Annotated in this window: 8 protein-coding genes and 2 tRNA genes; 9 read left to right on the top strand and 1 reads right to left on the bottom strand. The window is 48.3% G+C overall.

From position 1 onward, the window contains the following. Window positions 1-165 precede the first annotated feature (165 nt). From DDZ13_RS08090 to DDZ13_RS08100, 3 genes are all read left to right on the top strand, one after another. Window positions 166-241: transfer RNA gene (locus DDZ13_RS08090), tRNA-Phe, on the top strand. A gap of 162 nt (window positions 242-403) precedes the next feature. After that, window positions 404-1,807 carry a TonB-dependent receptor gene (locus tag DDZ13_RS08095; RefSeq protein WP_110130945.1) on the top strand — a complete coding sequence of 468 codons (1,404 nt, stop codon included), beginning with the start codon at window positions 404-406 and terminating at the stop codon, window positions 1,805-1,807. Between the two features lie 5 nt (window positions 1,808-1,812). Continuing rightward, on the top strand, window positions 1,813-2,559 hold the full coding sequence (locus DDZ13_RS08100; protein WP_110130946.1) for a spermidine synthase: 747 nt from the start codon (window positions 1,813-1,815) through the stop codon (window positions 2,557-2,559). Here DDZ13_RS08100 and DDZ13_RS08105 read toward each other — a convergent pair. Beyond that, on the bottom strand, window positions 2,538-4,505 hold the full coding sequence (locus DDZ13_RS08105) for an ABC transporter permease (RefSeq protein ID WP_110130947.1): 1,968 nt from the start codon (window positions 4,503-4,505) through the stop codon (window positions 2,538-2,540). The genes DDZ13_RS08100 and DDZ13_RS08105 overlap by 22 nt on opposite strands. A 148-nt stretch (window positions 4,506-4,653) precedes the next feature. Between DDZ13_RS08105 and DDZ13_RS08110 the strand changes: the two genes are divergently transcribed. The 6 genes from DDZ13_RS08110 to DDZ13_RS08135 all read left to right on the top strand — a co-directional run bounded on the left by DDZ13_RS08110 (window position 4,654) and on the right by DDZ13_RS08135 (window position 15,871). After that, a tRNA-Met gene (locus tag DDZ13_RS08110) sits at window positions 4,654-4,730 on the top strand. Between the two features lie 251 nt (window positions 4,731-4,981). Next, window positions 4,982-5,677, top strand: a complete 696-nt coding sequence (locus DDZ13_RS08115; protein ID WP_110130948.1) for a helix-turn-helix domain-containing protein — start codon at window positions 4,982-4,984, stop codon at window positions 5,675-5,677. Continuing rightward, a complete protein-coding gene (gene dsr2, locus DDZ13_RS08120; protein ID WP_110130949.1) occupies window positions 5,674-9,558 on the top strand; it encodes an anti-phage defense-associated sirtuin Dsr2 in 3,885 nt (1,294 codons plus the stop codon). The genes DDZ13_RS08115 and dsr2 overlap by 4 nt, the downstream gene beginning before the upstream one ends. Window positions 9,559-9,567: 9 nt before the next feature. Further along, window positions 9,568-12,315 carry a class I SAM-dependent DNA methyltransferase gene (locus DDZ13_RS08125; RefSeq protein ID WP_110130950.1) on the top strand — a complete coding sequence of 916 codons (2,748 nt, stop codon included), beginning with the start codon at window positions 9,568-9,570 and terminating at the stop codon, window positions 12,313-12,315. Next, complete coding sequence (locus DDZ13_RS08130) at window positions 12,312-15,185, top strand: HsdM family class I SAM-dependent methyltransferase (protein WP_110130951.1); 2,874 nt, start codon at window positions 12,312-12,314, stop codon at window positions 15,183-15,185. Before DDZ13_RS08125 ends, DDZ13_RS08130 begins: the two co-directional genes overlap by 4 nt. After that, window positions 15,185-15,871, top strand: coding sequence for a hypothetical protein (locus tag DDZ13_RS08135; RefSeq protein ID WP_110130952.1), 687 nt, complete (start codon window positions 15,185-15,187; stop codon window positions 15,869-15,871). Before DDZ13_RS08130 ends, DDZ13_RS08135 begins: the two co-directional genes overlap by 1 nt. Window positions 15,872-15,881 lie beyond the last annotated feature (10 nt).

Raw genomic sequence — 15,881 nt, forward strand, 5'->3', positions numbered from 1 at the left:
GGTCTGCTTGATATTGAATAGTGAGTGATGCCCGATCCGTAAACGAAATCAAACACTTGTTTGAAATAATCGCAATTTTTAGAAGAACTTACTTTTTGGAAAATTTTCGAAAAACTCAGTTGACGGGCTATAGAGGGGTTCACTTAATCGCGCGCTTACGAATGAGGCCAGATAGCTCAGTTGGTAGAGCAGAGGACTGAAAATCCTTGTGTCCGCAGTTCGATTCTGCGTCTGGCCACCATTCAAAAGCCACCCTTAAATGGGTGGTTTTTTTTTATGTCGTCCATCCGTGTTTGCTGTGGGGAGCGTTGGGGCAGCGGACATTACCAAGCCGGGATGGCATCTTTACAATCGATCACTTTCCGGTGTTGCTTTCATTTTAGCCTGCTTTAATTCCATAATCATGGCGGAACGTAAGATTTACAGCACCTACGAGAAGGCACTGGCGATCAATCTCGACGAAACCCGTTACGGGGTTTTTGCCGAGATCGGAGCGGGGCAGGAGACGGCGAACTGGTTTTTTCGGGTCTCCGGCAGCAAAGGCACGGTGGCCAAAACGATTTCGGCCTACGACATGACGATGAGTGACGCCATCTACGGTAAGGCCAAGCGTTATGTGTCGGAATCGCGGCTAAGCTCCATGCTGGAGTACGAGTATGGCATCCTTGAAGATCGGCTGGGCGCGGAGCGGGGAAAAGACACGACCTTCTTTTCCTTCTGTAATACGGTCCGGGCAAGGGGCTATCAGGACACGGAAGAGTGCTACGGTTGGCTGGGGATACGCTTGCAGCTCAAGCCGCAAACCGAGCCTTGCGATATTGTTCTGCATGTACGCCTTCTGGATGAGACGAATGCCGATCAAATGGAGGCACTCGGTAAGCTGGGAGTGAATCTAATTCATGCGGCCTTCAATTACAGGGACAATCTGCAGAGTTTCGTTGATTCGCTGAGGGATGGCATTTCCAACTGGAGTATCGAAGTGGATATGTTGCGTTTTACCGGAGAGGGCTTCCGCTATGTCGATAACCGTTTGTGCGCACTGCAACTCGTGCAAAGCGGGCTTTCCGATGCAGCCATGTTCAATGAAAAGGGCGAGGTGGTGCAAGCGGCAGATGCTCTATACAAGCGCCCGATTCTACTGCTGCGCGGTAGTTTCAATCCCGTGTTGAAGCTGCACTTGGATATGATTCAGCAATCCCGAAAGGTTTTTTCCGGTGTGATCTCTGAAGAGCAGCGCGACCGTGCCATGGAGATTTGCGAGATCAGTATGAACAATCTTTTGCGGGATGGCGGTGCGGTCGACCACGAGGACTTTATCGACCGGGCGGATGCCCTGCAGGAGCTTGGGAAGACCGTATTGATCAGCCGCACAGCCGAGTTTCACCGCATCGCGACCTACCTCAGCCGCTACACGGAAGAGCCGATTGCCATCATCCTGAGTATCGGGCTACTGAATGAATTGTTTAAAGCCAAATGGTCGGAGAACTTGCCCGGTGGTATTCTCGAATCCTTCGGCCGGCTCTTTAAAAACCGGGTGCAACTTTTCGTCTATCCCTGGCATAACACGCACAGCATGGAGTTGGTTACAGCGGAAAATTTCAAAGCGCCCGACAGTTGGGAGCATTTCTACCAGCATTTGCTGGAGAATAAACGTGTTTTACCGATTGGAGTGGGGGATCCCAGCTTATTGGCCAAGACCAGCCGGAAAATCCTAAAAATGATCGAAGATAACGACGAGGATTGGCAGAATTGGGTGCCGCCGGAAGCGCACGACATGGTGCGTCGTCGATGCGGTCGTAACGCTTAGAACCGATGGCGCTGCTATGGAGTCATGAGGCTGACGGAAGCCACTATGAGGTGCGTTCAGCGGGAGCCAGCTTGCGTCTCTATCGTAACGGGGTGAATCATTCCCAGTGGAATCCGAATCGGCCTCTGTCCGGTTCGATCTGGGATCTGATCACTCTACCTGCACTACATCGGCCCACAGGGGCCCTTGGTGACGCGCTCATGCTTGGTTTCGGCGCGGGGGCAGTAGCCCGTCAATTGTGCGACCTTGCAGGCATCAAACGCTTGGTCGGTGTGGAGATGGATCCGATGCACCTTTCCATCGCCCAGGGTTTTTTTGAGTGCTCCGAGCAATTTGAACTGGTGGCTGCCGATGCGGTGGAGTGGGTTGGCGAGGGGGATGAGTCGCCGCAGTATGACTTAATCATCGACGACCTATACAGCGAAGAGGACGGCATGCCCGTCCGGTGTGCGCCTATGGATAAAAACTGGTTTAACTGCTTGGTGGGATTGCTGAAGCCCGGAGGTATTCTGGTGCTTAATACGATCGAGCCGGAAAAGGTGAATCATCTGCCTCTTTTGAAAGACCGGAAATTGAAGTCCCGGTTGCCCCATGCCATGATGTATCAAATCGACGGATACGAGAATCGGGTTCTGGCCTTTAGTGATGAGGCGTTTGACCGGAAAGGTCTCGATTCCGCGCTTCGTGCCATCTGCCGCAAGTACCCGCGCTGCTATGGAGTAGGGAAGCGCTACATGTTTTCGGGAATTTGACCGGCTGTCTCCGGTGGGGCGCTGGGTTCCCGCTTCAATGAAGTAATGATGACCTGGCCTTTTTCGACACCTTCAAAACGGAAGAGGTATTTCTCACCTTGATGTTCCCGTTCGATCTTTTCGCCCGAGCGGAACGCCATTCCGTCAATGAAGACGGTTCCGTTGTTATCTCCACCCGTTCCCTCGTACCAGGCACCGATACGTATTTTGTTGGCCACTTCAACCCAACGGCTGCGTTCATCAGACGCGTTCGGCGCGCGCAGTACGTAGTCGTCAGTCAAACTGTTGCTTAGTTCTGATTCGGGGAAGAAGTCACTTATGGATTCTTCAGGCTCAAACTCGGGCTCGTGAAGCGCCTGTTTCTCTCTACTTTTATTTTCAGAGGGCGGTTCCGGAAAATCGCTGAAGGTATTTACCGGCACGTAATAGTCCACGCGATTGCTCTCTGCGTGAGAGCTTCTGGGAAAGGCACCCGTATTAAACTGACTTGCGGCCGCGAATTCTGCAGTTTGTGCTTCAGCTGTGGAGGCTGTTGCGGCTTCGCTGTCCAGCCATTCCCGTACGTTGACAGAGCTGTTTTCGGAACGGGCTGAGGTTTCCGCTGAGGTGGGGCCGTCACCTGCACCCAAAGGAGAAGCTTCAAAACTGGTTTCAGTTACAGGATAGTAACCGGTCTCCTGGAAAACGACCAGATCCATGAGTTCTTTATTGATGCTGTTTTCAGAATTGGACTGAAAAGCGGATAGCATCCGACCGGCAGTTCCTGTGCCGGCGTTTTGAGAAAACAATTTCTCGCCCCGGCCGGTCGGGACATTACCAGCGGAGAAAGGTGGTAAGTCGGGGGGTATGCCGCTACCGCCACCGGTAGCCGACTCAAGGTCACGCCGCATACCATCGATGTCGGCATTTCGAAATGTTTCCATGAGTTGCCCCGAGTTCGCTTTTAAATCCGCTATTTGACCGCGAACTTTAGCCATCTCGTTGCCGAAGTCCTCATCGCCGATGATGCTTTTTAAAAGGCCGGCAAATTCTTCACTCCCTTCGCCTCCGATTTCCATGCCCTGCAGGTTTCTGGCGATCTCCCGGATTGAATCCAGGGTAGGTGGCACGTCGTCGTCTTCTGCCATCCCCTCAGGCAAGTCCTCGGTGAAGCCGTAAACTTTGTTCATGTCCTTCATGAAATTGGCCAGATTTTCGAGGTCTTCCGGGGTGGCGTTCTTCAGGTTCTCCAGTGAGTAGCGATTCTGAAGATCGACACCCTGCTCCTGCATGAAAGAGCTCATGGCCGCACGGTATTCGGCCAGTTCTTCTTCCGACATGCTCTCCATGTAGGCTCGGCGTTCCTGAATGAACTGGACTCCCGAAGCGAGGTCCTTGGAGAGGGTTTCCTGCTCCTTCTCCGAGGATAGAAAGGCCAGTGTCGCCAGTGCTTCTTTAAGGATTCTACCGATGTTGCTGTTACTTTCACCACGGAAATTCTTGGCCTGTTCCATGAGTTGCTTGGTGCGCTCATTCGAAACCCCGGCATACTCGGCAAAGCGTTGGCCCTCCGGCATCAGCTTAAGCGAAAGGATGGGCGTGTAGTGGGCGAGTGCCAGCTGGGCCGCTACGATGACGATCGAGCTGAGGATCGTCCCGAGGACTGGAATCGCCACCAGTTTGTAGACCAGAATCAGACTGGTGAGGAAGAGGACGAAACCCACCGCGACCATGATCAGGATCGCATCCACGCCGCCCAAATAATGCGCATTATTGAGCAGGAAGACCCGCATGAAGACCAGCAGGAGCGCAATGATCATCCCGGTCAGCCACTTGGCATCGACGAAGCCCTTGGTCAGTAGTTTGCAGGCAATAATGACAATGATGCCCAACACAAAGACCGAGGCCAAGTGAAGGAGGGCGTCGAGCGCCAGAACTACGAATTCATTCGAGAGGAGAGCTTCCATACTACGGTGAGCTTGGTTTACCCTGTTTCCGCAAATCTTTCCCGCAAGACCAAAGACAATCACACGTATAATCAAAGTTTTGAGAAAATCTCAAAAAAACCCTTTACACGAAACCTTCTGAGACCTTTATTCCAGCGCTTTCACATATTGCAGGGTGGAGCAGCCCGGTAGCTCGTCAGGCTCATAACCTGAAGGTCCCTGGTTCAAATCCAGGCCCTGCACCCAATTTAAGCCCGTTAAGTCACTGACTTAGCGGGCTTTATTGTATCTGGTGAAAATCCGGCGATTCACCATGTTTGGCTCGTGAAGACTGGCGAAGACCTGCGAAGACAGACGGCAAAGCCAAACAATATACCAAACATGCTTGTTTGGCTTTTTGAAAACCAAACATGGTTCCAGAGGCTATAAACTATAATAATTCGGCCTGAACTATAATTTATCTTGTGCCTTACGTGGATTGAATCAGGTTGGAGCGCATGTCGAGCCCCGATCCAAGCCCCAAGAATGCTGCCCTCGGAGAGGTTCTCCGTGCGGTTGTGGATGATCGCGGCCTGCGCCAGAAGGTTCTGGCGGGTAAAATCGGAATTACCGAGGCGAGCCTCTCGAACATTTTGAACGGCAAGGCCCGTCCGCGGCAGCTGACGCTGACTCGGCTCATCGAGCAACTCCAGCCCAGCGCCGAGGAGCAGCAGCGGATCCTAGCCGCCTACGACCATGCCGAGATGGCCGAGTTGCCCGAACGACCGTCTTCGCCGGAGCAGCCGATTCCTCTGGATGAGATGGAGCGAGTGAAGCGCTATATGGAGATCAAGTCGATGTCCGTCACCTTCCAGGATGACGTTGAGAAAGAGCTGGATCGCACGGGTCTCGATTTTCAACGCGCCTATAGGCAGGAGAATCTCATCTGCGACTTCCTGCTCCCTGGGCCTCCGCGTATCGCAGTGGACTGTAAATATAATGTGAACCGCGATTGGGATCGTACCGTTGCCTCGGTCAAACTGCTCAAGGGGCATTTGGATCTGGAAATTGTCTTGGTAGTCGTGCCCTACGAAAATGACACGACCCTCGCGGAGGCGGATCGTATTACCGAGCAAGGTGGTAAGATTGTCTGTGTGGCTGATTTGGAGGCTTCTTTGAGACTTCTAGGCCATGGGAAAGGAGCCTCGCTATGAAAACCGATAAGGGCCAAGGAGGGACATCAGTTACAAAGGCAGAGGAGTTTGAGGTTGCCGAGAATCTTCGCCCTTATTTGAACCAAATCGCTGAGAGGCTCTGGTCTGGCCATGCTGCTATTATGGTTGGCTCTGGCTTTAGTAAGAACGCCAAGCTTAATAGTAGCGCATCGTGTTCAGGCTTTCCCGACTGGTCCCAGTTGGGAGATCTCTTTTACGAGAAAGTTCACGGTAAGTTACCCGATGCTTCCGGTAAATATATGAACGTCCTGAAGCTTGCTGACGAAGTCCACGCTTCACTTGGTCGTCCAGTGCTGGATCAGTTGCTCAGGGATTCTATTCCCGATCTCGATTATGAGCCATCAGCATTGCATTTGAAATTACTTCAGTTGCCCTGGACGGACGTCTTTACCACAAATTATGACACGCTCTTGGAGCGAGCCTCTACCTCCGTATCAAATCAGAGGTTTGACGTGGTTGTTAACAAAGAGGATCTCGTTTATTCATCAAAACCTCGGATCATCAAATTACACGGTAGCTTTCCTTCGGAGAGGCCATTTGTGATTACCGAGGAAGACTACCGCAAATACCCAAAGGTGTATGCACCATTCGTAAACACTGTGCAGCAGTCGCTGCTTGAAAATACCTTATGCTTGGTTGGGTTTTCAGGCGACGATCCGAATTTCCTACAGTGGATAGGATGGATCAGAGACAATCTTGGCCAACTAAATGCCCCAAAAATCTTCCTCGTAGGTGTCATTAATCTCTCCAGTGCCCAGAGAAAGCTGCTGGAAATGAGAAATATTGTCGTTCTGAACATGGCCGAATGTCCGGACATTGATTCGAACTTATATTATGAGGGGTTAGAGCGTTTCTTTGATTTTCTTTCTTCGAAAGAAAAAACTGATTCTGCATTAGGCTGGCCCTCATCAAGTTCGAAGCTTTTCCCAGACCCGCATAAAGATAGGCAAGAGCAGTTCGATGCAACCGTCTCGGCTTGGGAGAAACAAAGGAAGTCTTATCCGGGTTGGGTTGTTGTTCCTGAGGACCGACGTAGTTCTCTTTGGAGTTACACTGAGCACTGGTGCTATTTCCTCAGAGAGAACGACGATGTGGATGAATGGCAGGACCTCAGATGGTTCCATGAACTTGTCTGGCGTATGGACAAAAGCCTGTGCCCAATCTTTAATGATCAGGCACCTCTGATCTCAAGAGTATTGGATAAGTATCGACCGAAGATTTGGGACGATGGCAGCTCCAGACGTTCTCTCGAAGAGGAAATGGAGATGTGGATAGGGCTACAAATTCACATGCTTCGGTATTATCGTGAAGAGGGACTCCATCCCGAATGGGATAAAACTTATTCGGAGCTATTGACGCGTTGGGAAATGCTTTCACCTAGTCAACAATCTAAGGTGTTTTACGAACAGTCTTTGAATGCACTATTTAGTGCCGATATCCCAAAGCTCAAAACTTCCTTGAGTAACTGGCATCCAAATGAGTCTTTGCCATTGATGGAGGCAAAGCGTGCTATGTTGCTCGCTGAAATTGGAAAGGTAAATGAGGCCGCCGCAATTTTAGCGAATGCGCTCGATCAGGTGCGATCAAAGCGCAATCTTAAGCCGGTATCGAACAACTACAGTCTAGTATCGCAAGAGGCTTATATCATGGTCTTGTACAAATACGTAAAAGATACAGCTTCGTTCCATACCGAACTTATCGAGTCTGATGCAGAAGAGATCAGTGAGGTCCGTGACTTGTATCGGGATAAAGGTAACAGCGAAGACGATTGGGTCGCTTTATCGAATAACAGAATCGGAGACAGGAAGAAAGAATGGGAGGACCTGGTCAGAGAACTTAGAAGTAAGAAGCGGATTGAGGAGCTAAAGCTCTACCAAGAAAGGTGGAATAGTCTTAAAAGGTATAAATGTGACCCTTGGAATGAAGTTCGTGTCTTCTCTGCACACTTGGAACGTCCGCCTAAAAAGTTTGAGGCCGTCAGCATAATCTCAGGCTTTGATGTGGGGCGGTTCTCGCAAACTCAGCACATGGGTGGTGACAAAGAGTTATTATTCGGATATGCATTTCTACGCTTTTTTGAGGATACGGGTTTAGTATTTAGAATCTCTGATACAACTTCTGAGAAAAATTCTGCTGAGGGTGCTTTGAGAAGAATATCGAAGTATGCACCATACTGGGCTACAGCCACACTCCTGCGACTCGGCGATGAAAAACTGGTAGATGTTCTTTATAATAGAGAGTCGCTGGTTCGTTACTCTCAGCCGTTGGTCGATCAATTGATTGGGGATTACCTGTCGATCCTTGAAAAAGTTAAGGTCGATATTGTCGGGGGAAATCGAATCTACCGAGACAACTTTGGGGTGACTTTAGCGGCTATTGTTCCCGAGATCTTATCGCGCCTTTGCACTAAGTGCACTGATGAAAAGCGATTTCTGCTGCTTAATTTCCTCAAAGGGGTCTATGAATCGGAAGATCGCGGGAAATATAAGAAGATCCGCACTTTAACTGAGCGGTTAGTCACGTCGTTCAGTTCCTCCCATAAAGCTGCACTTGTCGAGAAGCTCCTCGAATTTCCCATTCTTGAGAATCTAAACATTATCGACGAAGGTGAATTCGTAAATCCATTACACTTCGTTGACCTCACCGAGAATGAAATCAGGCAATTGAAAGGCATTAATTGTAGGGATTCAGTTTCAGAATTTCTTAGCAAAGCCCGTAGCTCGAATAGCAAAACAAGGACTTGGGCGACCCTTAGCCTTGGGAACCTGTACCGATGGGGACTTCTTAATAAATCGGAACAGAATCAGTTCGCTGAAGCACTTTGGTCCAAGTTGGATCAACATGGCCTCCCAGCCGATACCGGCTTCTATCGGTTCGCTTACCTAAACATGCCTTGTCCTGAGAATGTTAAAGTTGTTGAGCGGATCAGGGAATTTTTACATGAGGCCGAATTCCCTGTTCAGAGTAAAAGGACAGAGAAGAACGTTCATATTCTCGCAGGAGATATTTTACTCTGCCGTGAACTACTCGGAGCAAATAACTTTTTGAAGTGGCGCAAGAAGGACATTCGGATGCTCACGGCAAAGCTTTCAGAATGGTGGGATTGCGACAAAAGTCAGTTAGTTCAAAACAAGCAACAAGCGGGAGCATGGGCTGATATCGGTAACGAATTCAAAAGTCGCTTCGAGAAAATGGAGAATGTTCTGGCCCGAATAATTGTTCCTCAGGCGGTAAAACTTGACCTGGATGATTCACTAGCCGTCTCCAGGAGAATCTTGCAAGAGTTGAACGACCGAAATGTAACTGCACTCCGGCTGAAGGTCGCACTAGAAATTCACGAGTCTGCCAATTCAGAGATGATTAGCTCTGAGGTAGGTCAATTGCTTTCCTCAAATAGTAGCGAGGATGTCGTCGAAGCGATTCGTGCCATTGACGTCTTACTGAGCCTTCCAGGAGATAGTGAAGTGGTATCTGTTTTAGATCAGACCGTAAATGAACTAGCTCTCAAGATCCGCTGGCGGCAGACTACCGAACTTCCAGTTTCCATTGATCTGATGGAATCAGTAGCGAGAAAGTATCCAGATTTAATCGTCGGAGAGGTCAAAGAATCCATCCTCGGAGGGCTCGATGCTATTAGTAATGAAACAGGTTATGATATTGATTCATCTGCATTTTCAGAACGCCTGTTTCTTAGGGTCAAAACAGCCGGGTTGGCATCTACTCTGAGCGAAATTTGTTTTAAGAATGGCGAGGCACTCCCAGATCCGCTTCGGAAATGGAAGGCTATCTGCAGAAACCCTGATGAGTTCGCCGAAGTCAGAAATGCATGGAAGGCATGCGTCGCAACCGGAAAAGGTTAAATCTTTAGCATGAACGCCGTAGAAATCGAAGAAGCAGTATCCATGCTGGCCGAGCAGCCTTTCGAGGCTGATGCGTTCCCGTATGCCTTCCTGGAGGCCTTTGGCAATAAGGCGACGACGATCAAGCGCCTGAAAAGCGGCGCGACCAATAAATCGGATGTCGGCGGCGTCTTGCAGCGTGGCAACATTCATATCAAGACGTGTGATGAGGGTGAAGTCGCCACCACACTGGATGCGCTTCGTGAGAGCCCTTCCACTGCGAAGCAGAAAGCTCGCTTCATTTTGGCTACCGATGGCAGCGATTTTCAGGCTGAAGACCTGGAAGGCGGCGACACGATTGCCTGTGACTTCAGTGATTTCTCCAACTATTTCGGATTTTTCCTCGAACTGGCTGGAATCAGCACGGTTCGCCAGATCAAGGAAAACGCCTTCGATATTAAGGCAACGAGCCGCCTAAACCGTCTCTATGTCGAACTGTTGAAGGACAACCCTGAATGGGGCACGGAAGCCCGCCGCCATGAGATGAATCACTTCATGGCACGTCTCATTTTCTGCTTCTTTGCCGAGGATACCGATATTTTCAACGGCAGCGGCTTGTTCACGGCCACCGTTGAGCAGATGAGTGATAGGGATTCTTCAAATACCCATGAGATTATCGCGGAAATTTTTCGTGCCATGGACACGAAAATTGAGGATCGTGCAGCTGGCAATTTTCGGCCATGGGCAAATCAGTTTCCTCTGGTTAATGGCGGTCTCTTTTCGGGCAGCCTCGAAGCACCTCGGTTCAGCAAGATTGCACGCTCCTACCTGTTGCATGTAGGCAATCTGGATTGGACGAAGATCAATCCAGATATTTTTGGCTCCATGATTCAGGCCGTGGCCGATGATGAAGAGCGCGGCGCACTCGGGATGCACTACACCAGTGTCCCAAATATCCTGAAAGTGCTCAATCCACTCTTCTTGGATGACCTTCGAGCCAAGCTTGAAGAGGCCGAAGACAATTCTCGAAAGCTCCTCAATCTCCGCAACCGCATTGCTCGAATCCGCGTTTTCGACCCTGCTTGTGGCTCAGGTAATTTCCTCGTCATTGCCTATAAGGAAATGCGGGCTATTGAGGCGGAAATCAATTTGCGTCGTGGAGAACGCGAGCGTCGGACTAATATCCCACTGACAAATTTCCGTGGTATTGAACTGCGAGACTTTTCTGCCGAAGTCGCTCGTTTGGCACTCATCATCGCCGAATACCAATGCGATGTGAGGTATCGTGGCCAGAAAGAAGCACTGGCTGAATTTCTACCTCTTGAAAAAGCCAACTGGATTACCTGTGGCAATGCTCTCCGGCTTGATTGGCTAAGTATCTGCCCGCCAACAGGAAAAGGCGTAAAACATCGAACAGAGGATTTCTTTGAAACGCCACTCGACCAAGCTGAAATTGATTTCAAGAATGAGGGGGGAGAAACCTATATTTGTGGCAATCCTCCATACAAGGGTGGCACAGAACAGAACTCTGAGCAAAAATCTGATATGGCGTCAGTTTTCTCAGATGTTACTTCAACGTGGAAATCACTAGACTACATATCTGGCTGGTTCTACAAATTTGCTCTCTACTCGCGAGCCACAGACTCTGCCTGTGCCTTTGTTAGCACAAATTCAATCTGCCAAGGTGAGCAAGTTGCTAGGCTATGGCCGCTAATATTAAATGACATATTAGCCATCAATTTTGCGCACACATCTTTCAAGTGGAAAAACCTAGCCGCCCACAACGCAGGTGTGACCGTAGTTATAATTGGTTTATCCAGAGATAACAGTTCCTCTAGAAAAATTTACGCTATAGATTCGGATGGCTCTCCAAGTTGTCGCGTGGTTGATAATATTAACGCTTACCTAATCGGGCAAAAAAACGTAACTGTAAAGGCACTTAGTAATCCAATTTCTGAAATTAGCGAAATTACGATAGGCAGTAAACCAGTAGACGGTGGGTTTCTTACGTTAGATGTCCATGAAAAGGATTTGATTGAATCGTCGAATAAAGATTCAATCCGATTCATTCGCCCGTATTATGGTTCGGCGGAATACATTAAGGGGAGTTCTAGATATTGCATCTGGGTTTTAGATGATGATCTTGAAGATGCTAGAAACATTCCTCTAATTGAAGAGCGTTTTAAGTTGGTTGAGGAATTTAGATCGAAAAGTAAGAAGGCTCTGACTCGTTCAGATGCATCCCGTCCTCATAGATTTCAACAAGTGCGGCAGACAGGTGGTGAAACCACCTTAATTATTCCTGCCGTAAGTTCTGAGAGAAGGCCATATTTACCTATTGGATTACTGCCCGATGGTTCAATTTTATCTAATAGTGCATTTGGGCTGTATGATGCCCCGTTGTGGCATATGTCCCTCGTAGCATCAAAGATGCATCTCGTTTGGGTGTCTACAGTTTGCGGCCAATTGGAGACGCGAATCAGGTATTCGAATACTCTCGGGTGGAATACATTTCCTGTTCCAAAATTAACGGAGTCTAATAAAGCAGAACTTACGCAGTGCTCGGAAAATATACTTTTAGCTAGAGAGTCTCATTTTCCCAATAATATAGCCGACCTATACGACCCCGAAAAAATGCCACATGACCTTCGCAAAGCCCATGAACGAAACGACGAAGTGCTGGAGCGCATCTACATAGGTAGGCGCTTTAAAAACGACACCGAGCGGCTAGAAAAGCTTTTTGAACTCTACACTAAAATGACAGGAGGCAAACAATGAGCCAATTACTGCAAGAGCTCTGTTTGGCACCAGTAGACAACAAGCCTGCACTCTCTGGTCTAGTTTCCGTTCACGACGACACACTGCCACCTGAATCAATTGCGGAATCTGTGGCACGCCGCGAAGCTTCTCTCCTCAAGGATGAAAAGCAAAATGAAGTATGTGGTATTGATTTTATATTCTTCCGCCGTTTTAGCGACGGGCGTTCGCCTCAGGTCGCAGCATACGTTGTAGACAACTCAAAGAGCCTTTACAGCAAAGATGCCCTAGCTGAGTTACATCGAAGAGTCTGGCTCAATGGATCAGCCCCATTGCTCTATGTGGAATGGCCAACTCAAGTCGATATCTTGAGATGTGCAACAAAGCCTGACTTCTGGAACAGTCGCTCAGGCGATTATGAATATTCCGCTGCTGAAAGTATAAGGATAGCCTCCGATGCATCGCGAGCTCTAGATGAAAACAAAGTTAAAAGGTTTTCAGCATTCCGACTTTCTACGGGCACATTCTGGGAGGACAATGCGAATAAAGATTGGGCGCGTGCGGATAGCGCAGCGCACAAGCTACTTTTGCTTGCTACAATTGAGGCCGACAATTGCTTGCAAAAAGAAGCAGCAAAAGATGTTCAGCCTGTGATGCGCAGACTGCTATTGTTGTTTGTTTTCGCTAAGTATTTAGAGGATAGAGGCGTTTTTCCGGACGGATGGTTCGAAGACTACAAACAAGGAGCATCCAGCTTTATAGATGTCCTTAAAAGCACCGATACCACCGCCGTGGAAAAGATGCTAAATTCGCTCAAAGAAAAATTTAACGGAGACATTTTTACATTAGAAAATTTCGGTGGAACACTGACTCCCCAAGTTCTCACACAGTTTGTTGATTTATTGGAAGCAAAGACGCTTAAGCGTCAGCGATATCTGTGGGAACAGTATTCATTCCGCTTCATTCCCGTAAGTGTGCTGAGTCATTTGTATCAACACTTTGCTCAGTCAGGTAAAGGTGCGATTTACACACCACCATTTGTTGCCGACCTAATTTTGGATCATGTATTGCCCTACGATAAGATTCAGGGGAATGAAAAAATCCTCGACCCGACGTGCGGATCAGGCGTTTTTCTGGTGGGTGCATTTCGCCGTCTCATTCATTACTGGCAGAGCAATAATGATTGGAGTCGCCCTCGTGTCAGGCAGCTGAAGGACATTCTAAGAAGGTCAATTTTTGGAGTCGAACACCTAACAGAAGCAGCCAATGTTGCCGCTCTTAATCTTGCACTTGCTGTCTGCGATGCCTTGCAGCCTAGGGTCATCTGGGATCACTTGAAGTTTGATACGCTATTAGGGAGAAACCTATTCGTAGGTGATTTCTTTGAGAATCTCGATAATCTGAAAGATGCTGCGCCAAACGGGTTTTCCTGTATCGTCGGCAACCCTCCATTTCATTCAGAACTTACCCAAGCAGCCAAGAAGACGCGAGCTGAAGACTTACAGGCCATACCCATCCCTGATGGGAACATTGCTTATCGCGTATTAGAGGAATGCGCTTCACAGCTTAGTTCAGGCTCGTTGATGTGCCTACTTCAACCAAGTGGACTACTTTACAACTCGAAATCGCGCAATTTCGCTAAGCGATTTCTTGGACTACATTCCGTGGATGCTGTTCTGGATTTTGTTTCAATTCGGAATCTTTTCGAATCAGCAGACACCAAAGCTATTGCCATTCTGGCACGCAATGAAGAGCCAGCGGCAGGACACACTATTCGGCATCTTACTTTTCGCAGAACGAAAAGCGTTCATGAAAGGTTGGGGTTTGAATTAGATCACTACGATTTACATTCCGTCCCACTTGAGACTGGTAGAGAATGCCCGTGGGTATGGAAAGTGAACCTGTTAGGCGGAGGCCGACTAGTTCACTTGACACACAAGGTCATGCAATGGCCGACGTTGAAGGACTTTCTTAATGAGCAAGGCTGGACGCATGGTGAGGGCTTTATCGTTGGTAAAAAGTCTGGCAACAAAAAGGCTGAATGGTTGAAAGGTATGCCGTTTCTTCCCACTGAATCATTGACTGACGAAGGGATTAAAGAAAATACAATCAAGGTTGTTGAAGAGGAAGTATTCGCCGCTCCTCGGGTGCGAGCTCGTTATAGTCCTCCCATGTTACTGATTGGTGAGAATGAAAAGCTGCCATCTTCTTTGTGGTTAAAGGGAGAGCTAAGCTTTCTGCATAGCATTATTAGTATCAATGCTCCTGAAAATCAGAAGGAAGAGCTGGTCAAATTTTCCGAATCTTTTGATAAACACAAAAGTGACCTAAGAACTTTTTGTCTCCTGAAAAGTTCGAGGTCGATCATTGGCAAATCTACGGCAATACTCAAAAGAGATATAGAAGAGCTTCCTTGGCCTAAAACAGACGACGGTTTCAAGAGTTTGTCTTGGTGGGAGGAGATACTTCTTTCTGATGCCTCCGAAGCTTACGCCCCAATTGTTCGAGTTGGACACAACTCTTACCAATACAAGGAGTGCGCAACCCATGAAGTATTTGATAAATACAGTAAGACGTTTACGCATTTAATCGGGAGCATCTACCGCAATATCCGTGTAGGGAAATTCGGAAGGATGGATGGCTTGGCATTCCAAGCGTTTACATTTGGGGACTCATCAGAGCTCGATTGGCCTGATGATTGGTCAAGTCACTTGAAGTCAATTCTGATTAAGAAAAATGGCGCTGCGCTGAGAACGCACCGCATCATTCGGTTTTACGAAAAGAATACACTTGTGATCGTTAAACCTGACCGTGTCCGTAACTGGATAGCCTCGACGGCGATCCGAGACGCTGATGAAACTCTTGAAGATTTAAGGGAGCAGGGATTCTAATGAGCCAACCAATACAAAACTCTATTGGACGGCTTTCCCCCACCGTAATCCATGATAGTCTCATCGAGAAGACTGTTGAGTTCATCTGGGATTGCCTCACCCCATGGCGGGATGATCCCGAGCGAAATTTTGTCGAAGCGGAAGAAGATTTGAATGCCCAGTTTCATAACTTCATTCAAGCTAGGGCAACCGCTGATTTCCCCATGGTTATGTTTCAACATGAACAAAGACAAGAAGGTCAGAGACGTGTTGATATTTCAGTTAAACCAACCTCTCCAACCATAATTGAAGGACGCCGATATTCAAATTATGATCCGTTCATCGTAATTGAAGGTAAACGGTTGCCTGCTCCAAGCAGGTCGAGAGAGCGGGAATATGTAACTGGCGTTGATAAGGTTTCAGGTGGTATTCAACGCTTCAAGGAAGGGTTACATGGGAAGGAACATGATTTAGCGATTATATTAGGTTATCTCCAAGATGGAGAGGCTGCATCATGGTTCGCTGCCATCAATTCTTGGATCGCCGACTTATCACGGTCAGACGCGAAAAAGTGGAAGGACAGTGAAGCTTTAGAAAGTTTTCAGGACTCCAACCCTAAGTATCGAATGCTCTCAACTCACGGTCGGAACAAAGGCTGCCGGAGTCAATCAATCCAACTTCTTCATTTCTGGATTCAATTCTCATAAGTAAATATTT

It is taken from the genome of Coraliomargarita sinensis, assembly GCF_003185655.1.
GTDB lineage: Bacteria > Verrucomicrobiota > Verrucomicrobiia > Opitutales > Coraliomargaritaceae > Coraliomargarita_B > Coraliomargarita_B sinensis.